The sequence below is a fragment of the Amycolatopsis sp. FU40 genome, assembly GCF_021903635.1.
Lineage (GTDB): Bacteria > Actinomycetota > Actinomycetes > Mycobacteriales > Pseudonocardiaceae > Amycolatopsis > Amycolatopsis dendrobii.
Genome location: NZ_CP091381.1, coordinates 5,154,641 through 5,172,434, shown reverse-complemented (window position 1 = coordinate 5,172,434; position 17,794 = coordinate 5,154,641). Strand labels below are relative to the sequence as shown.

Annotated in this window: 19 protein-coding genes; 16 read left to right on the top strand and 3 right to left on the bottom strand. The window is 69.4% G+C overall.

What is annotated here, in order from left to right; genetic code table 11:
- The first annotated feature begins 572 nt into the window (after positions 1 to 572).
- The 16 genes from cas3 (at position 573) to L3Q65_RS24510 (ending at position 15,072) form a co-directional block, all read left to right on the top strand.
- Positions 573 to 2,879 (top strand): CRISPR-associated helicase Cas3', encoded by a 2,307-nt coding sequence (gene cas3, locus L3Q65_RS24585; RefSeq protein WP_237596765.1) that lies wholly within the window; start codon positions 573 to 575, stop codon positions 2,877 to 2,879.
- On the top strand, positions 2,876 to 3,193 hold the full coding sequence (locus L3Q65_RS24580) for a hypothetical protein (protein ID WP_237596764.1): 318 nt from the start codon (positions 2,876 to 2,878) through the stop codon (positions 3,191 to 3,193). The genes cas3 and L3Q65_RS24580 overlap by 4 nt, the downstream gene beginning before the upstream one ends.
- Positions 3,190 to 4,785 (top strand): type I-E CRISPR-associated protein Cse1/CasA, encoded by a 1,596-nt coding sequence (gene casA, locus L3Q65_RS24575; protein ID WP_237596763.1) that lies wholly within the window; start codon positions 3,190 to 3,192, stop codon positions 4,783 to 4,785. The genes L3Q65_RS24580 and casA overlap by 4 nt, the downstream gene beginning before the upstream one ends.
- Positions 4,782 to 5,399: a type I-E CRISPR-associated protein Cse2/CasB gene (gene casB / locus L3Q65_RS24570; protein WP_237596762.1), complete on the top strand. Its 618-nt coding sequence runs from the start codon at positions 4,782 to 4,784 to the stop codon at positions 5,397 to 5,399. Before casA ends, casB begins: the two co-directional genes overlap by 4 nt.
- A gap of 18 nt (positions 5,400 to 5,417) precedes the next feature.
- A complete protein-coding gene (cas7e, locus tag L3Q65_RS24565; protein WP_237596761.1) occupies positions 5,418 to 6,548 on the top strand; it encodes a type I-E CRISPR-associated protein Cas7/Cse4/CasC in 1,131 nt (376 codons plus the stop codon).
- A complete protein-coding gene (gene cas5e, locus L3Q65_RS24560) occupies positions 6,545 to 7,255 on the top strand; it encodes a type I-E CRISPR-associated protein Cas5/CasD (RefSeq protein WP_237596760.1) in 711 nt (236 codons plus the stop codon). The genes cas7e and cas5e overlap by 4 nt, the downstream gene beginning before the upstream one ends.
- Positions 7,246 to 7,893: a type I-E CRISPR-associated protein Cas6/Cse3/CasE gene (gene cas6e / locus L3Q65_RS24555; RefSeq protein ID WP_237596759.1), complete on the top strand. Its 648-nt coding sequence runs from the start codon at positions 7,246 to 7,248 to the stop codon at positions 7,891 to 7,893. Before cas5e ends, cas6e begins: the two co-directional genes overlap by 10 nt.
- 1,923 nt (positions 7,894 to 9,816) lie before the next feature.
- Positions 9,817 to 10,188, top strand: coding sequence for a hypothetical protein (locus L3Q65_RS24550; RefSeq protein ID WP_237596758.1), 372 nt, complete (start codon positions 9,817 to 9,819; stop codon positions 10,186 to 10,188).
- A 7-nt stretch (positions 10,189 to 10,195) separates the two neighbouring features.
- Positions 10,196 to 10,816 (top strand): DUF3558 family protein, encoded by a 621-nt coding sequence (locus tag L3Q65_RS24545; RefSeq protein WP_370648115.1) that lies wholly within the window; start codon positions 10,196 to 10,198, stop codon positions 10,814 to 10,816.
- A gap of 16 nt (positions 10,817 to 10,832) precedes the next feature.
- The gene (locus L3Q65_RS24540) at positions 10,833 to 12,101 is read left to right on the top strand and encodes a hypothetical protein (RefSeq protein ID WP_237596756.1); all 1,269 of its coding nucleotides are present in this window, start codon (positions 10,833 to 10,835) and stop codon (positions 12,099 to 12,101) included.
- A 5-nt stretch (positions 12,102 to 12,106) separates the two neighbouring features.
- The gene (locus L3Q65_RS24535) at positions 12,107 to 12,844 is read left to right on the top strand and encodes an ESX secretion-associated protein EspG (RefSeq protein ID WP_237596755.1); all 738 of its coding nucleotides are present in this window, start codon (positions 12,107 to 12,109) and stop codon (positions 12,842 to 12,844) included.
- A complete protein-coding gene (locus L3Q65_RS24530) occupies positions 12,844 to 13,311 on the top strand; it encodes a YbaB/EbfC family nucleoid-associated protein (RefSeq protein ID WP_237596754.1) in 468 nt (155 codons plus the stop codon). The genes L3Q65_RS24535 and L3Q65_RS24530 overlap by 1 nt, the downstream gene beginning before the upstream one ends.
- A gap of 5 nt (positions 13,312 to 13,316) precedes the next feature.
- Positions 13,317 to 13,643 (top strand): YbaB/EbfC family nucleoid-associated protein, encoded by a 327-nt coding sequence (locus L3Q65_RS24525; protein WP_237596753.1) that lies wholly within the window; start codon positions 13,317 to 13,319, stop codon positions 13,641 to 13,643.
- Positions 13,640 to 14,008 (top strand): hypothetical protein, encoded by a 369-nt coding sequence (locus L3Q65_RS24520; protein ID WP_237596752.1) that lies wholly within the window; start codon positions 13,640 to 13,642, stop codon positions 14,006 to 14,008. Before L3Q65_RS24525 ends, L3Q65_RS24520 begins: the two co-directional genes overlap by 4 nt.
- Positions 14,008 to 14,793, top strand: coding sequence for a hypothetical protein (locus L3Q65_RS24515; RefSeq protein ID WP_237596751.1), 786 nt, complete (start codon positions 14,008 to 14,010; stop codon positions 14,791 to 14,793). Before L3Q65_RS24520 ends, L3Q65_RS24515 begins: the two co-directional genes overlap by 1 nt.
- A 24-nt stretch (positions 14,794 to 14,817) precedes the next feature.
- Complete coding sequence (locus tag L3Q65_RS24510) at positions 14,818 to 15,072, top strand: hypothetical protein (RefSeq protein WP_237596750.1); 255 nt, start codon at positions 14,818 to 14,820, stop codon at positions 15,070 to 15,072.
- Positions 15,073 to 15,115: 43 nt separating this feature from the next.
- Here the strand turns inward: L3Q65_RS24510 and L3Q65_RS24505 are convergent, their stop codons facing one another.
- The 3 genes from L3Q65_RS24505 to L3Q65_RS24495 all read right to left on the bottom strand — a co-directional run bounded on the left by L3Q65_RS24505 (position 15,116) and on the right by L3Q65_RS24495 (position 17,651).
- Complete coding sequence (locus L3Q65_RS24505; protein ID WP_237596749.1) at positions 15,116 to 15,532, bottom strand: hypothetical protein; 417 nt, start codon at positions 15,530 to 15,532, stop codon at positions 15,116 to 15,118.
- 371 nt (positions 15,533 to 15,903) lie between these two features.
- Positions 15,904 to 16,776, bottom strand: coding sequence for an aminoglycoside phosphotransferase family protein (locus L3Q65_RS24500; protein WP_237596748.1), 873 nt, complete (start codon positions 16,774 to 16,776; stop codon positions 15,904 to 15,906).
- Positions 16,773 to 17,651, bottom strand: a complete 879-nt coding sequence (locus L3Q65_RS24495; protein WP_237596747.1) for a hypothetical protein — start codon at positions 17,649 to 17,651, stop codon at positions 16,773 to 16,775. Before L3Q65_RS24495 ends, L3Q65_RS24500 begins: the two co-directional genes overlap by 4 nt.
- Between the last annotated feature and the right edge of the window lie 143 nt (positions 17,652 to 17,794).

Genomic DNA, 17,794 nt, shown 5'->3' with positions numbered 1-17,794 from the left:
TCAGGGCCGGTGACTGACTTTTGGAACCCCACAGGCAGCCTACCGGGTGCCAGAGATCTTCGTCTCGCCGCCTGTCTCAGGAAGCAACGCCTGGTACTGCGAAGGCTACTAACCAGGCGCTGCTGTAGCGTTGCCTCGCGAAGGTGATGGTTGCTTTGAATCATCCACTCGTCGAGTAAGCGAACAGGGGTGATGCCTGTTTCTCTGCGGAAGCAGAGGTGGCCCTGCGTGGTACTGCGTGGCGACGGCTTCCCCGCGCGAGCGGGGGAGGATCTTCTGACACCTAGCTGTCGCCGCGCTTTGCCGCGCGTCAGTGATGCTCGGATGTTCTGGGTGGGCCGTGTATCGGCGGTTTACTGTGAAAAGCGCGTGGATCTCCCGTGGTTTCCAGCGTTCGAAATGTTGCCATTCGGGATGGCATGTGAGTCGTCAGAGGTGAGCCCTGTATGGTTTTCGACCTTGGTCCTTCGTCGATTCGAAGTTGCTGAAGGTGTGTGATCATACTGCGCGCGGATGGTTTACCGGTAATCGAACCATGGGGGAAGTCAGTCGGCCGTGTCGGCTGTCATCCGTTGGTATGCCATGCGATCGATACGTTCGCGGTCGCCTGGCGCCTGGCTCCTCGGCTGGTTCGTGGCCGGTTGCGCGCGTCGGTCGAGGAATCGTTCGGTGTGCTGGGGGACGCCTGGAGGTGGGTGGCTTTTCTCTGTGCGCTGCATGATCTGGGGAAGTACTCACCGGCGTTTCAGTCGTTGAATCTTTCGCTGGCGAAGAGCCGGATCGGCGCGTGGGGGATCGGCGCCGTCGAGTTCGTGGCGAAACCGGCCGGGGCGTCGGGCCGTGTTGATGCGCCTCACGGAATTATCACTGCGTTTCATCTTCGAAATATGCTGATCGAGTGGGGTTCGACGGAGGAAACCGCATTCGGTATCGCGGCGGTGCTCGGCGGGCATCACGGGTATTTCCCAGCGGATCAGGATGTGCGGCAGGTGCGGTGGGAGCGCAACAGCCACGGACAGCGGGCGTGGGCGGCGGCGCGGACTGAGATGGCGGTGGAGTTGGCTGGGTTGTGCGGGCTGCCGGATCCGCGGACGGTGTCGTGGGGCGGGGTCCGGTTGCCGTTGCCGGCCGCGATCGGGTTGGCGGCCTTGGCGTCGGTGAGCGATTGGGTCGCGTCGGACACGGCGAACTTCGCGTACGCGCCGGACGACCTCGATCTCGACGCCTACGTCGCGGACGCGCACGCGCAGGCGGAGAAGTCGGTCGGGCGGCTGGCGTTGGATCCGTGGGTGCCGCCGCGGGAGCTGGGGTTCGCGGCGATGTTCGGGGAGCCTCCGCGTCCGGTGCAGATACTGGTCGAGCAGGTGGTCGGGGAGTTGCGGGAGCCTGCGCTGGTGGTGGTGGAGGCTCCGACGGGGGAGGGCAAGACGAACGCTGCGTTGCAGGCGGCGGCGATGTTGGTGCGGCGGCTGGAGTTGGCCGGGTTATACGTCGCGTTGCCGACGCAGGCGTCGAGCAAGCAGACCCGCGATGTCATCCGCAAGATGCTCGACAAGCTGGGTGACGACACCGGGGTGAGCCTGGTGCACGCGGGTGCGCGCGAGGTCCTTGAGCAGGAGGCGGCGATGCCGTCGGAGGTCGGTGTCGACGAGGGCGATTCCGCTGCGGAGGCGCAGGCGTGGTTGACGCGGAAGCGGAGTCTGCTGGCGGTGCTGGGCAGCGGAACGGTGGATCAGGCGTCGATGGGTGCGTTCCGCGGCGGTCATGTGTTCGTGCGGTTGGCGGGGCTGGCCGGGAAGGTGGTGGTGATCGACGAGGTCCACGCCTATGACACCCATATGTCGACGCTGCTACAGCGGCTGTTGGCGTGGTTGGGTGCGCTGGGTGTTCCGGTGGTGCTGCTGTCGGCGACGCTGCCGTCGGGGCGTCGGCACGATCTTGTCGCGGCGTGGCAGGCGGGGGCGCGGGGATGCCGGCCGGACGAGATCCCGGCGGTTGCCTCGACGGCGGGGTATCCGCGGGTGACGGTGGCAAGCGCGGCGGACGCGCTCTGCGAGCACGGGGCCGGGTTGTCTGAGCTGACCGCCGATCGCAAGGTGCGGCTGGAGCAGATCGCGGACGGTCAGGTCGTGGACTGGGCGCTGGCCGAAGCGGCCAAGGGCCGCTGCGTCGCGGTCGTTCAGAACATTGTGCAACGAGCGGTCGACACCTACGAGAAATTGAAGGAACGGATCGCGCAGCTGCCGGAAGCGGAGCGGCCGCTGCTGCTGGCGATCAACGGGTCGCTGCCGCGCGCGGACCGGTCGGAGGTCGAGAACGAGCTGCGCGAGATGTTCGGTGCGAAGGGGATCCGGCCGCGCCGGGCGATCGTGGTGGGCACGCAGGTGCTGGAGCAGAGCCTGGATCTCGACTTCGACGGGCTGCTGACCGATCTGGCCCCGATCGACTCGTTGTTCCAGCGCCTGGGACGGGTGCACCGGCACCGCCGGGACGCGGCGCGGGGCGAGCTCGTGTTGACGATCACCGGCGTGACCGACACGCCTGCCGGACCGCGGTTCCCGCGGTATCTGCACACCGTGTACGCGCCGGCCGTGCTGATGCGCACCTGGGCGGTGCTGAAGGACATGAGGACGATCGAATCGTGGCCGGAGATGGCCGACCTGGTGGAGAAGGTGTACGGGGACCGGGTCGCGTGCCCGGCGGGATGGGAGAGCGAGTGGTCCCTGGCCGCGCAACGGATGAAGGCCGCCCGGGACAAGGATGCGAGGGCCGCCGAGATCGCGTGTCTCCCGTATCCGCACCGGGTGGAGGAACTGTTCGAGCTGACCGAACGTCCGGGACGCCGCCGCACGCGCAAGGGATCGGGCGAGCGCCGGTGAACGTCGAGAATGAGGCCGGCGACCTGTCGGTCCGGGTGGTGCTCTACCGCGGCGACCCGGACGGCGAACCGACGCCAATCTGCCCGGACAGCGAGGATCTGCTGGACTCGGCGACGGTGCTGACCGCTCCGGCCGGGGTTTCCGCGGCGGTGGTGCGGGCGCTGCTGGCGACCGACGTGCCGGAAGAGTTCGCGCAGGACCCGTGGCTGAACAGGCATCGCGCGCTGGTGTTCGTCGACGGTCGCTGCCGGGTCGGGGGCCACGAGTTGCGGTACCACGACAAGTTCGGGGTGTATGCGAGCGAGGAGTCATGACGGCGTCGTTCGACCTGATCACCCAGCCCTGGATTCCGGTGGTGTACACCGACGGCCGCGGAGGCGAGGTCGGGCTGGCCGAATTGTTCGCCTCGGCGCACGACATCCGGCGGATCGCGGGAGCGACGCCGCCGATGACCGCCGCGCTGCACCGGCTGGCCTTGGCGTTCCTGCACCGCGCGTACGGCCCGGCACGCGCCCAGGACTGGGGCGACCTGTGGAAAGCGAAGTCCTTCAAAGTGACGAAAGTCGGCAAGTACGCCACGTCGTCGGGTGCCTCGTTCGACCTGTTCGACCCGCAGCGGCCGTTCCTGCAGTGCCCGGAGCTGCCGGAGGCGAGGAAGTCGACGGTGGCGAAGCTGATTCCGGATCTGGCGGTCGGCAACAACGTGACGCTGTTCGACCACACGGTCGCCGGCGACCGCGTCGAGCTGACGCCAGGCGAGGCGGCGCGGTGGCTGGTCACCGCGCACGCCTACGACCCGGGCGGCATGAAAACCCCCGCCACGACAGTGAAATCGTCGAAACGGGCCCCGTGCAACAGTTTCGCGGTCGTCCTCGTGGAAGGCAGCACCCTGAAAGAGACCTTGTTGCTCAACGCGGCACGGCACGACCCGAAGGACCCGGTGGACGTGCCGGCGTGGGAGCGGCCAGTGCCGGGAGCGGAGCCGGACAAGCGCCGCAGCGACGGGTGGACCGACGTGCTCACGTGGCCTTCGCGCCGCGTCCGGCTGTTCCCCGAGACGCGCAACGGGACCACGGTGGTGGCGGAGGCGATCCTGAGCCCGGGCACGGAATTCGTCGACGACGACGTTCTTCCCCAGGTGGAGCGGATGGCGGCCTACCGCACGCCGCTGACTGCCGGTGGGCGGCCGAAGCCGGGTGCGCCGATGCTGCCGGTCCGGCTCCGTCCGGTCCGGGGCGCGTGGCGGCACAGCGTCGAACTGCTGCTCGTTGACCCCTGGCGCGAGGAGCGGAGCAAACAGCGCCCGGTCGCGCTGAAGGAACTCGCGACTCACACTGAGCGGGGCCGGATCCCGGACGAGACCGTCTACACGTTGCGGATGTTCGGGCAGCAGCTGGACAAGAACGCCAGCGTCGTCGAAGCCTATTTCGAGGAAGCGGTCCCGGCCCCGGTCGCGCTGATCCGCGCCGCACAAGGCAACGACGACGGCGAGAATCTGGTGGCGGGGTTGGTCGGCTGCGCGATCGAGCTGGCCGACGAATCCGGCGCGGCGCTGCGGATCATGCAGCGGGAGTACCACAAGGAGATGCGCGCGATTCCGGGCGAGTCGGTTGATCTTCCGTACTGGCCGGAGCTGCCGCGCCCGTTCGGCCGGTTCCTGCGCGAGCTCAACGCCGCGACCGCGGCCGCGCAGTCCGAGCGGCGCGTGATGGACCGGTGGCAGCAGACGGTGGGAGCGACGGCCCGCCGGGTCGCCGACGACTGGGCAGAAGGCGTCGCCGCGTCCGGACGGAGCCTCCGGGTGCTGGGCAAGCACCAGACCGCGTTGCACAAGCGGCTGCGCGCCTTGTCGGGGCGGTTCGAGGCGCAGATCGTCAAGTACCTCACGAAGGATGATGCCGAGTGAGCGCACCCGTGTCCGAGCGCCGTGCGATGTTCGTCAAAGACCTCTACACGCTGCAGGGCAGGCTCGAGTCGCGCAACACCGCGCTGCGGTCCGCCAGCCGGCGGACGCTGGCCGGGCTGCGCCGCGGCCTGGCGGCCGGCCAGGCAGGGCTCGGGACGCACGAGATCGTGTTCCGCCACGACCCGCCCGACCCGGAACTGGACGCGTGGCTGCTGGTCGCCGGCCTGTTCGCGACCCACCCGAACGCCGGCCGGGGCCGCGGCTCGCTCGGGACGGCGATGCACGCGCTGCGGGAGAAACGCGGCGGCGCCACGCCGCGGGAGAAGGGTGACGATGCCGTCACGCGGCGGTTCGAGCAGTTGCTGCTGCGCGACCGCGCCGGGCTGCCGCACCATCTGCGGCAAGTGGTCCGGCTGCTGGCCTCCGACGGCGTCCCGGTCAACTACGGCGTCCTGCTCGACGACCTCGTGATCCTCCTGGGCGGGGACTACCGCGGGGAGAGCGCGCACCGGGTCCGGCTGCGCTGGGCCCGCGACTTCCACACCGGCCCCCGGACCGCACCGGCTACAGCGGCTGCGGCCGGGCGGCCGTCCGCGACCGCGACGACCGAATAATTTCTCTTGGGAGACAACGTGATCATCGAACTGCATCTGCTGCAGTCCTTCCCCGTCAGCAACCTCAACCGCGACGACGTCGGCCAGCCCAAGACCGCGACGTTCGGCGGAGCCACCCGCGGCCGGATCTCCAGCCAGAGCCTCAAACGCGCCGCACGCCTGCTGTTCGCCCAGCACGGCCTGGCGAAACACGAGACCGCGACCCGCACGAAACGCCTGTGCGACGCCGCCGTCGTAAAGCTGTCCGAGCAGGGCCGGGACGCGGGCGAGACGCGCAAGGTCGTCATCGCCGGGCTGGAATCGCTCGGGTTCGGCGTCGACCAGGTCACCGGACTCACCGAATACCTCCTGTTCGTCGGCGACGACGCCGTCGACTGTCTGGCCGGATACTGCGACAAACGCTGGGACGACCTGCTCGCCGTCGCCGCGGCGAAAGAAGGCACCAAAAAACCAGCCAAGATCAAACCGGACGCCGCCGCGCGCGCCGAGGCCGCGCGTCTGCTGGACGCGACCCGGGCCGCGGACATCGCGCTGTTCGGCCGCATGATCGCCGACAACAAAGACTTCAACGTCGACGCCGCCTCCCAGGTCGCGCACGCCCTCTCGACCCACGCGGTGGCACCGGAATTCGACTTCTACACCGCGGTCGACGATCTGAAACCCGACGGCGAGTCCGGCGCGGACATGCTGGGCACCGTCGACTTCAACACCGCCTGCTACTACCGCTACGCCAACCTCGACCTCGAGCAACTGCACGGCAATCTCGGCGGGGACGCCGATCTCGCCGGGCGTGCCGCGGCAGCGTGGCTCGGCGCGTTCGTCCACGCCGTTCCCGGCGGCATGCAGAACACGACGGCCGCGCGCACCATGCCGGACACCTTCCTCGGCGTCGTGCGGGACCGCGGCGCGTGGAACCTCGCGAACGCGTTCCTCGCACCGGTCTCCGAGCCGGACTTGATGGCCGCGTCCACCGCCCGGCTCCTCCGGCACTACGGGAAGCTTCGCGGCTTCTACGGCACCGAGGGGATCCACACCGCCGTCGCGGCCTCGGCCACCGGCGACCTCCCGGAGACCGACGGCGTCGAGACCGCAGACACGCTCGCCGCGTTCACCGCCCGCCTGCTCGCTCCCGCGACGGCCGGCGTATGAACCGGCGGACGCTGGCGCTGTGCATCGACGCGCCGATGCAGTCCTGGGGCCAGCGCTCCCGCGGCGTCCTGCGCGACACCGCGCTCGAGCCGACCAAGTCCGGGATCGTGGGACTGCTGGCCGCCGCCACCGGCGTCGCCCGCCACGACGAGGAGCGGATCGCGGAACTGGCAGCGCTGCGGCTCGGCGTCCGTGTCGACCGCGAAGGACTGCTCGAACGCGACTACCACACCACCCAGAACGTCCCCACCACCTCCGGCAGCGGTCACCGCACCGTGGTCAGCGAACGCTACTACCTCGCCGACGCCCTGTTCCTCGTCCTGCTCGAAGGACCCCCGGACCTCCTCGCCCGCCTCGCCGAGGCCGTCACCTCGCCGCGGTGGCCGCTGTTCTTCGGCCGCCGCGCGTTCGTGCCGGCCCGGCCCCTGTTCAAAACGCTCGCCGAGCAGAGCCTCGACGACCTGATACGCGGCCACAAATGGCTCGAACACCCCGACCGGGCACAGTCCGCAGCCAGGGACCAGCAGCGGCCGGGACTGCGCACGGTGATCGACTGCCCGCCCGACGACCCCCGCGCCGAACCCCGGCACGACGTGCCGTACTCCTTCGCCGACGGAGACCGCCGCTACGGCCCGCGCACCGTGGCCGTCGACGAGGTCCCGTTGACCGACATGATGATCCCGTCCGAGGAAACTCGATGTTCCTGAGCAAACTCACCGTCAACACCCAGTCGCGCACCTTCCGCCGCGACAACGCCAACGTCCACGACATGCACCGCACCCTCATGTCCGCCTACCCCGAGCTGCCCCAAGACGACGCAGTCCGGCAGGCACACGGCGTCCTCTGGCGGCTCGACAGCCTCCGCGGCGGCTTCGTGCAATACGTGCAAAGCCACACCGAACCCGACTGGGACCACCTCCCCGCCGGGCACCTCGCCTGGCCCGCCGAAGTCCGCACCCTGCAACCCGTTCTCGACGCCGTCACCGCCGGGCGGCGCTTCACGTTCCGGATGGTCGCCAACCCGACCAAATGCGACGGACAGACCCGCAAACGCATCCCCTACCGGCAGCCAGCCGAACAGCTGGAATGGCTTATCCGCAAAGGCGAACAGCACGGCTTCGTCATCCCCAGCGCCGGAAACGGCCAACCGGACGTCGCCGTGACCGGCGTCCCCACCATCACCGGACGCAAGAACACCACCACGAAAATCACCGTCGAAGCCGTCCGCTACGACGGACGACTCGTCGTCACCGACACCACCGCGTTCACTCAAGCGTTGACGAACGGAGTCGGGCGGGCAAAAGCCTACGGATGCGGACTGATCAGCATCGCACCAGCTGGCTAACCCGGGAACTGTCTTCGATCTGCGGAGACACGCCGGCGATGCCCCGGGATCGACGGCCGCACCGCTGGGTGCAGAACAAGCGAACCGGCGGTTCCACCCGGGACATACGGGCATCGGCTGCTCGAGGACAGAAATGTCCTCGAGCAAGGGTCGGTCACTGCGTCCCACCCCGTCGGCACCACGTGCTGGACGTGAGCCTGCACCACCATCACGTCAGCGCCGTGTGCCGATGACAGCAACGAGTTGCCGGAGGTCTTCCATCGCGCGAATAGTTCGGGAAGCGTTGCCATGCAAGGAATAACCGATCTGATTGCGAAGCAAGTGGCGGCGTCACCGGCACGTCAGTTCGCTACGGAAAGATCAACCACGCGCGCGGGTAAGACGGCGAGTACGCGTGCAGTGCGCGGCCTACCGGGGGCCATCCCCGCTCGCGCGGGGGAGAACTAGCGGATCCGTCGTACCAGGTCCGCTCGCGCAGGACTATCCCCGCTCGCGCGGGGAGAACACGCACGCGCACCGGCACTCGGAGATCACCGTCGGACCATCCCCGCTCGCCCGGGGAGAACGGGCAGCTGTTGAGCCACGGCTACCTTCCGCAGGGACCACCCCCGCTCGCGCGGGGAAGACGACAAGTCGGCTGGCCGTTCAGTCCTGCTCGACGGGCCACCCCGCTCGCGCCGGGAGAACGTCTCGCCCTTTTCTGATCCGCACGGAGCGTGGGGACCCCCCAGTCGAGCGGGGAGAACGTGTCGCGGACCTCGATGCCGTAGTTGACCTGAGGACCACCTCCGCTCGCGCGGGGAGAACGACCAGGCCCCGCACAATCACCGATGGGTGATCGGACCACCCCCGCTCGCGTGGGGAGCATTACCCACCTCCTCCGGACGATCCGGCCGGACCACTTCTGCTCGCGTGAGAGGAACAAGTAGTCCTTCTCGATCGCTCCCGGCCTGTTGGGACCACGCCCGCACGCGGCCGCGAAGACCCGGCGGTGACGAGCGCCGCGCCTTCGACGCCCGGACCACCCCCTTTCGCGCGGGGAGAACGCGATGCACTCGACCTTCACCATCTGCAGCTTTGGACCACCCCCGCTCGCGCGGGGAAGACCTGCTCAGGATCTCGCTCACCTCGCATCCCTCCGGATCAGCCCCGCTCGCACGGGACGAACCGCTCACCGGTGGCATGGCCGGATCTCCTGAGCGGACCGCCCCCGCATGTGCGGGGAAACAGCGGCCGGTCAACTAACAGCGGGTTGCCGTTGGGGCCACCCCCGCTCGCGCGGGGAGAACCGGCGCTGGGTGTCGGCGACCTTAACCATTTTGGGACCACCCCCGCTCTCGCGGAGAGAACCTCGGGCACACGTCGCGGGACGACCTGCCGGAAGGACCACTCCCGCTCGCGCGGGGAGAACGTGCCCAGTCGCAAAGATACGATGCACAGCCACGGACCACCCCCGCTCGCGCGGGGAGAATAGTTCTTGAACTGGGAATCTATACGGCGGTTGGTGGATTTTCATTCACTTGTGCCGAGCCTGTGCGGGGAGGACACACGATCGTGCGGCGCGCTTCGGCCGTGGGACGGTCCTCCCCGCTCTAGCCGGCGGGGTCGGTCGGCTGGTCTGTGGCTGTCGTCACGGCAAGTCGCAGATTTGTGCAGGTCAGGGCGTTTGGTGGCAGTGGTGCGCGTCGACGGTGCGGGTTTCGTGATCCACGCCCGCGGCCGGGTCGCGTGCGATACTCTGGCGACGATGTGATGACGGGTTGTGAGGGGAGCGTCACATGGGGAGATCGGGCGACGGTTCGCTGCCTGACCCGGGCGGACAGGTCGAGTGCGCGACTGCCAGGTTGCGTCGGGGCCGGGTGCCGTGCGGATCCGGAATGCTCGTCGGCCTCGTGGGCCGCGGGGATTGGGGGCGTCGCTGAGATGGCGTCCGAGGTGATGCATTCCGCGGGTCCGGGCGGGTACCGGTTCGAGCCGGGGACTGTCACGGCGTTGATCTCCCGGTGGGAAGACGTCCTCCACGGATTGCAGAGCGACCAGAAGGTCCAGGAAATGGCGTTGGCTTCCGCGCAGCCGCCCTCGCCTGACCCGCCTGCCGTTGAGCAGGCGCGACTTGTGCAGGCATCGTTGCAGCGCTGCATCGACCACAACGTGTCGATGCAGCGCCAGGCTTATGCGTACATCAACGCGCTGAAAAAAGCCAACGGAACCTATACACAGCATGATGCCGAGGTCGCGGACGCTCTTGGCAAAGTGAATTCCGGCAATCCCGCTCCTGGCGGAATGTACCAATAGGATATCTGTGACTTTCTCTCGATTTCGTGTTGTCCTGGCCGGTATCGCAGGCGTGGTGGCTGTCTCGGCCGGCGGGTGTTCCGAGCCGACCCAGGGGACGGCAAGCCCGACGCCTTCCGGCACCAGTCAAAGCGGTTCGCCCTCCTCGCCAGGGGGCGAGGCTGCGGAGGCGCCGAAGGTTCCGGCTCCGGTGAACGTGGACAAATACCTTGCGGATCCGTGCAGCATGCTGACGTCGGCGCAGCTGTCCGCGCTGCAGTTGAGCCAGCCCAAGGCTGATTCGAAGTCCAGCGGCGTCGGTTGCGGGTGGCGGTTCAGCGACGGGTACACGGCCGTCAGCGCAACGTTTCTGACCACCGTCAAGAACGGCCTGACGAATGCCTACCGGCAGAAAGCGTCCGGCTACTACAAGGACGGCTACTTCGAGCCGACGGTGGTGAGCGGTTTCCCGGCTGTGCTGGCCAACACCGCGGATCGCCGCAGTCAAGGCCAGGCGACCATGCTGGTCGGGGTGTCGGACCAGACCGAGATGCTGGTGCTGATCCAGGGCACGCCGGGCAGCAATGCGACGACGGCAGCCACGAACGTCACCAAGGCTGCTTTGTCGACCATGCAGGGCGGGCAGTGAGGTGGCCGGGCAGTCGATGTCCGCGCAGCAGATCTACGACAACTTCGCGAACGCCGTCGGGCCGGGCGGGCTGATGCAGGCGGCCGACTACGTGACCTCGTTCCAGGCCCAGTACGAGAGCCGGGCGGCGGACATCCGGACGCTGGCCGCGGCGATGGAGGAGGGCTGGACCGGCGACGCGGCGGGAGCGGCTTCTCGCGGGGCTGGGCCGTTGGCGGCCGAGCACGCGCAGGCCGCGGAGTCGATGAGCATGGCGCAGGCGGGTCTGACAACGCAGTCGTCCGCGTGGCATGACGTCAAGGCCAAGGTGCAGCCGGTGCCTCCGGTGCCCCAAGCCCCTCCGCCGATGACGGAATTTCTCGGCGTGCAGAGCGTGATCGACGCCGACATCGAAAACCAGACCCGGCAGAGCAACAATGTCGCGGCGGCGAACGTGGCGGCGATGAAGTCCTGGTCCACGGCGTCGGACGAGACCGGCCGCGCCATGCCCACCAGTTACGGCCAGGCCGACGCGAACGCGATGAACGTCAGCAGCGCGCCGCCGCCAGCTCCGGTGGTGCACAGCTCAGCCGGACACAACGGCGGCTCGGCCGGCCCTCTGCAGCCCGGTCACAGCCCGGGCCCGGCCGCATCGTATGACGGTGCGAACGTCGCACCGTTCGCTGCCGGGGCTGCGGCGTCCGGGCGGCCCTCGGCTCCCGGCAGCGGGGTACCGCCGCGGGCAGCGGGGTCTGGCGGGGATGAGTCGACGTCGTCGGCCGGTTACGTGGCACCCAGCGCGCAGACCGGGCTCGAGCAAGGCGGCACGTCGCGCGACCCCGGCCTGTACCGCAGCGGGGTGCTGGACCCGGCTCCTCCCTTGGGCGCGGGCAACGGCGGTTCCTGGAACTCCGGTGCGCCCGCCGTCGGCGGCGGGCTGCCCGGCGGCGCAAGTGGGCGCGGTTCGTCCGGCAGCGGAGCTGGTCTTGGCGGACGCGCCGCCGGAGAGAACGCGCCGGGAAGTGGACGCGGCAGCGGGATCGGCGCTTCGGAGGAAGCGGCGGCGCGCAGCCGCACTGGCGGTGCGGCGGGTTCGTCGTCGGGCCGGCCGGGCGGAGCGGTCGGCGGGATGGGTGCCGGCGCGGGCCGCAAGCGGGAGGACGACGAGGAGCACGAGCGCAAGTACATGTTGTCCGACGACGAGGCGTTCCTGGCCGCGGACGACGGGCAGCGGCTGGTGGATCCGCAGACCGGGATGGCCGCGAGTCCGGCCGTGATCGGCGAGGCCCCCAAGAAACGGGTGTAGCGCCGATGTGGTTTCCCGAACCGGTCGGCTTCGCCGCGGCGGACCTCGCGGCGCTGGTGACCGAGGTGACCGGTGCCGATCTGCATGTCTCGCTGGCACCGCAGGCGGAGTGGCACGACGCGGAGGCGCAGGCGGACGCCGACCGGCGCCTCGCGGCGCTGAAGGATCAGTACGACGGCGAGGCGTCGAGCGTGGACGACCCGGAGCTGGCCGACGTAGCCGAGTTGTTGAGCCGGCCGCCGCGCGCCTGTTACGGCTGGTTCGGCGACGGCAGCCGGCACTTGTCGGCGTTGGCGGCCGGGTCGTCGTGGTTCGGGTTGATCGCGATCCGGGACGGCGGCGAGGTCTGGGTGCGGACGTTCCGGCGCCAGCGGTTGAGCGCGGTGCTGGCGGACGTGCTGCCGCACGAGCACGCGCGGTCGACCGCGCAGCCGATCACGGTGCTGCGCAGCGAGCTGATCGAAGCCCGGGACACCGGCGTCGCCCGCGACAGCGCGGTGCGGCGGGCTGAGCGGGTCATCGCCAGGCCGCCGCTGGTGAGCGCGGAGCTTTACGCCGAGCAACGCGACCGCAGCGGGCGTCGCCGCAGCGAGGTCCCGTTGCGGGTCTACGACACCGACACGGGGCGATGGGCCTTGCAGATCAGCAAGCACTACGACGACGAGCGATGGGACCTCGCGCCGGTGACCGCCTCGCGCGTGGCCGACCTTCTCGACGGCTCCCTTGACGACAGGACTTCATGATGACCGTGGACATACTGAAGGCGCTCGGCATCGGCGCCGGCCACGACGTCGCCGCCCGGCAGCGGCGTCTCGCGGACCTCGACGCCGAGCTCGCCGGGCAGCGGTTCCGCGGTGCGTCCCGCGACAGCAGCGTGACTGCCACCGTCAACGGCCGCGGGGAGATCGTCGACATCGTCGTCCGCGACGACGCGCTGAGGTCGCCGCATCCGGAGCTGGTCGGCCCTGCCGTCGTCGAGGCCGTCAACCGGGCTCGCACGGAGGCCGGGCAGCACGCGCGCGCGGCGGTGTCGGCAGTGGTCCACCCCGACGCGCCCCCTCCGGCAGCGCCGCCGGAACCCGCCGCCGCTGCGTTCGCTCCTCCGGCGGCCGCGACTGCGCTTGCGCCCCCGGCGGCCCCGGCGCGCAGGGGACGTGCCGACGACGACGAGGACTTCGGCGACTACGACTTTCTGGCTCTCGAGGAGTGACGTCCATGCCCGGCTACAACGAGCTTTACGCCCTCACACAGGAAATCGAAGCGAATCTGCACCGGGCCGAGGCGGCCGCCGCAGCCGCCGCCGGTGCGGCGGTCAACCGCCGGATCCCCGGCGGCGCGGGGGCGGTCACCGTGACGGGGCGGGGCACGCTCGTGTCGGTGACCATCGATCCGCACGGCCTCTCCTCGGCCAACGGCCGCGCGCTCGGCGCCCAGATCGCGCAGACCATCCGCGAGGCCGAGGCTCAAGCGCGTGCGCACGTCGAGCAGGCCCTGCAGAACGCATCCGCGGCCGGGCAGGCCGCCAGGAGGGGAAACGCATGACCGGCAAGGGATTCGAAGTCGTCCCGCAAGCGCTCCGCGGAGCGCAGAGCGCGTTCGTCGACGCGGCGGAACGCCACCTTCAGCTGGCCGGGCAGGATCTCCCGGACTTCCGGATGAACGAGCAGGACCTCGGCATTCTCGGGCACCTGGCCGGGATCGTTCCCGAGTACAACGCGGCGGTCGATCAGATCATGCGCAAGGTCGCGGCCAGCAGCGACAGCCTCGCCGCGGCGGCCCACAGTCTCGACACCGCTGCGAAGGCCTACGAGGCGCAAGACGAGGAGTACTACAAGAAGTTCGGCTGGCTGGCCGGCAAAGTCAACGAGGGCGGCGTCTACCAGCCGGAGCAGAAAGGCGGCCGCTGATGACGAACCCGCACGGGAGGTCGTTCCCGGCCCCGGCCGGACACACGCCGCCGTCCTGGCCGAATCCGTTCCCGGACGACCCCGCCCCGGCTCCGCCCAAACCGAACCCGGTGCCGAACATCTCCAGCATCCCGTACCCCGACGACGCCGACCGGAAAATTCGGGAAGCCGCGCAGAAAGTCAACCATCCGGACGTCATCCAGATGCTCGACAAGATCAAGAACGACCTGTTCGGGAACGCGGAGAAAATAAACCTCATCGCGCAGGCCTGGGCGAAGAACACCGCCCTGGTCGACTCGCGGCTGGGCATCCAGTACGCGACCCAGACCCTTTCCGGGTACTGGTCCGGTCCCGCGTTCAGCCAGTACTCGGCGTACTCCGCCGACGCGACCAGCGCGCTCGACGCCGATCAATCCGCCCTGGCGGCCATGGGGACGGCGCTCGGCGGCTGCGTGTCCATCGTGTACAACACCTACGCGGCCGTGATCAGGCTGATCGGGAACACGGCGGCCGATATTGTCAACACCGGAGTGAGCGTCGGAATCGCTCTGATCCCGGGCCTGGGGGAATTCGAGCTGTCCAACGCCATCCAGGCGGTCACCGACCTCTTGACCAATTTCATCAAGAACTGCACCGATCTGCTGTCCAGCGCTGTCGAGCAGTTCGGCCAGTACAAGAGCGCCAGCGTCGGCTTCACGGCAAGCGCGACAGGATTCAAGCAACTGACCCCGCTGCCTGACCAGATCGGGAACCCTGGCAGCTGGCACGTCAACCCCGCGAACTAGCCGAGCGATACGGAAGCAGAGGACATGGACATCTTCTGGTGGGCGATCGTCATCCTCGCCGTCCTATCCGTGCTCACGCTGTGTGTCGGGCTGGCTGTCGTCATCCCGCTGCGGAACGCGTTGCGCCGGCGGCAGGAACGGAACAGATACCAGGTTGATCCCGCCGCTGCCGGCAACCCCGTGTACAGCCGTCAGCCGCCCGCTCCGCAGCAACCGCTCGGCCAGCCGCGACCGCCTTATCCGCGGCAACAGCCGCCGACCGCACCCGGGAGGCACTGAAACGGCTCCTGGCAGCCCGGGCCTGGATCGAAGCGGGAGTTGTCTAGTCCGGAGCTGTCCCGGCTTGTGGCTCGCCAGCCAGTTGCTCGCAATCGGCGCACGCCGGATGGGTTGCGATCTTGTTTTCGGTGTCGCGTCCGTAAAAGGGGTAGCACGCCGCGCCGCATGCCGACATGAACGCCAACCCGCGCCGAACTGGCTGAGCGCCCGTCCAATGCGCCACCCGGACTCCATGCTGGGGTGACGCCGCCATTTCCGGCATCCAACCGCTCGACGGAACGATGACACGCCGTGCGCGGGATTTCAGGCAGTCGCCAAGGTCGACGAGAGCGTCTCCCAGTTCCATTACCGGCCATGCTGTCCCCGAGTCGTCGGCGTCCCCGAGATACGCCGCGATCTTCTGTTCGAGATCGTGCACGAGGACCGCGATCTCGAACGGCTGGTTTCGCGCGTCTGCCACGTGTCTGCATCTTCCTCTGGCCTGAGCGCCGGCTCGGTGCTGCGGGCTCATCCCGCGAGGCGCCACTATCGGCAGGAACTCGGTTGGTTGTGCCGCTCGGTGCGCCCGCCGCCGACTGCGCCCTTCCGCCAGCGAGAACGGGTTCAGGAGACGGCCAGGTAAATGGATGGCTCCCCGCGCCGTCGCGTCCCAGTCAATCGGATACGCATCCGGAAGACCACCGCGCTGGCACCGCGTTTGCACCGCATTTCCAAATTTCCGAGCACCGAATGGTCAAATCACACGGTGGTCGGAAGAGACTGCGACTACGCGCCGCCGCGCGCACGCATCGCGAGCTTCGGCTGCATCAGCGGGGAGTCGGTGCGGGCTCGTCAGAAGGCAGTCCAGGTCCAGGGCCTGGGCGCGTTTCCGCGCAGGCACGCGATCCGGTGCCGGGCTTCCCGATGGGCTTCGGCGCTGGTGGCTTTGCCGAGGACGAATGCAGTCCAGTGCAGTTCCGCGACGTCGGCGAGTGTGCGGAACAGTGCTGTGGCGGTGATGTCGTAGCCGCCGTAGGCGGTGACGAACGACTGGTAGTCGGCGTCGGTGATGCGGGCGAAGTCGGCGTGGTCGGCGGCCAGCGGGACGAGGTCCCATGCCGGGTGGCCGAGGGAGACGTGGTCGAGGTCGAGCAGGACGGGCTCGCCTCCGGCGAGCGGGACGACGAGGTTTCCTTGCCAGGCGTCGCCGTGCAGCACGCGGGTGGTGCGGTGGAGGTCGAGTGCGTCGACTTCGCGGCGGAGCCGGGCGAGCCGGTCGGCGAGCCAGTGCCGGTCGTCGGGGCCGAGGTGGCGTGCGCCGGCGATGCGTTCGCCGATGCCTGCGAATCCGTCGTAGGAAGGCAGAGCGGGTCTGGGCGGGGGTGGCAGCCGGTGCAGGGCCTGGAGTGCTGTGCCGAGTTCGGCGGGGCTGGAGTGGCGGTGCGCGGGCAGTTCGGTCCACCAGGTCACCGGCCGGTCGCAGACTAGGGTCGGTTGCGGCGGCGCGGCCAAGGGCAGGACGACGGTGATGCCGGAGTCGGCGAGCCACCTGGCGACCTGGACTTGGCGGGCGGCGTCGTCGCCGGTCCCGGGCGCGCCGACGCGGGCGACGACGTGGTGGCGCATACGGACGACGGCGTTCGATCCGTCGCGGATCAACGCCATGTCGGTCGCGTCCATGCCCGCGGTTGCGGCAGCGGCGCGGGCGAGACCGAGGGCGTTCATACGGTCGCCCGGGCCGTGACGGCAGAGATCGCGTGGCAGAGCTGCTTGGTGTCGTCGCCGGGGCGCGCCCGGGCAGCGCGGGCCAATCCGGCCAGTTCGCGGGTGAGGCGCACGGACTGGATCGTGGCAGCGTCCTCGACGGCCGCGATGCCAGGCGCGAGCGCCTCGGCCGGGTGGCCGGTGGCGAACAGGAGTCGGGAGAGCCGGATTTGGGAGAAGACGCGCGATCGCGGGTAGGTCTCGGTGTGGGCGCGGATCGCGGTCGCGAGCCGTTTCACGCTCGGGCCGGGGTCGCCGGTGGCCAGGGCGACCGGAATGAGGGCTTTCCCGGTGCTGCCCGCGTGCTCGGCGTCGTCGTAGTAGCACAGCCACGGCGGGTCGACGCTGGTGTCGCGCTCGGCGAGGAAGGAGTCGGCCTGGGCGATCTCGTCGCATGCTTCGGGATGGCGTCTGGCGCGAGTGAACAGGCCGGCCCGGACAGTGTGCAGCATGGCCCGGGCGGTCGCGGTGAGCCGGTCGGAACGGACGAGAGCCAGCTCGACCAGAGTAAGCGCCTCGTCGTCCTGCCGCAGGTAGATCGCCTTGCGAGCCATGTCCGCCAAGGTGCTGGCGCGCAGCTCCCACGACGGGGCCTTGTCCGCACAGTCCAGGGCCAGGTTCAAGTATTCGTCGGCGGCGTCATGGTCGCCGCGGTCGAACGCGGTGTGCGCGACCACGGAGGCGAGATTGCCGACGGCCTCGGTGACGGCGCGGCGCACGGTGCCGGAGGCCGGGGCGTCGAGGAGCCTGGCCGCCCATCGGAGCTGGTCGGTGCCGTTGCCGGGCGAAGTTCCGCCGCCGAACTGGTTCTCGGCACCGGCCAGTGCCGCGGTCATGGCGCGGACGCGGTCGACATGACGTGGCGTCACCCAGTCCGTCGGAGGTTGCGCGGCGGTGACGTTCCGGGCCGGTCGTGCGAGGAGGGGCCCGGCCGACGGCAGGTTCGCTTCGGGCGACACCGCTGCATGGTGTCGGCGCA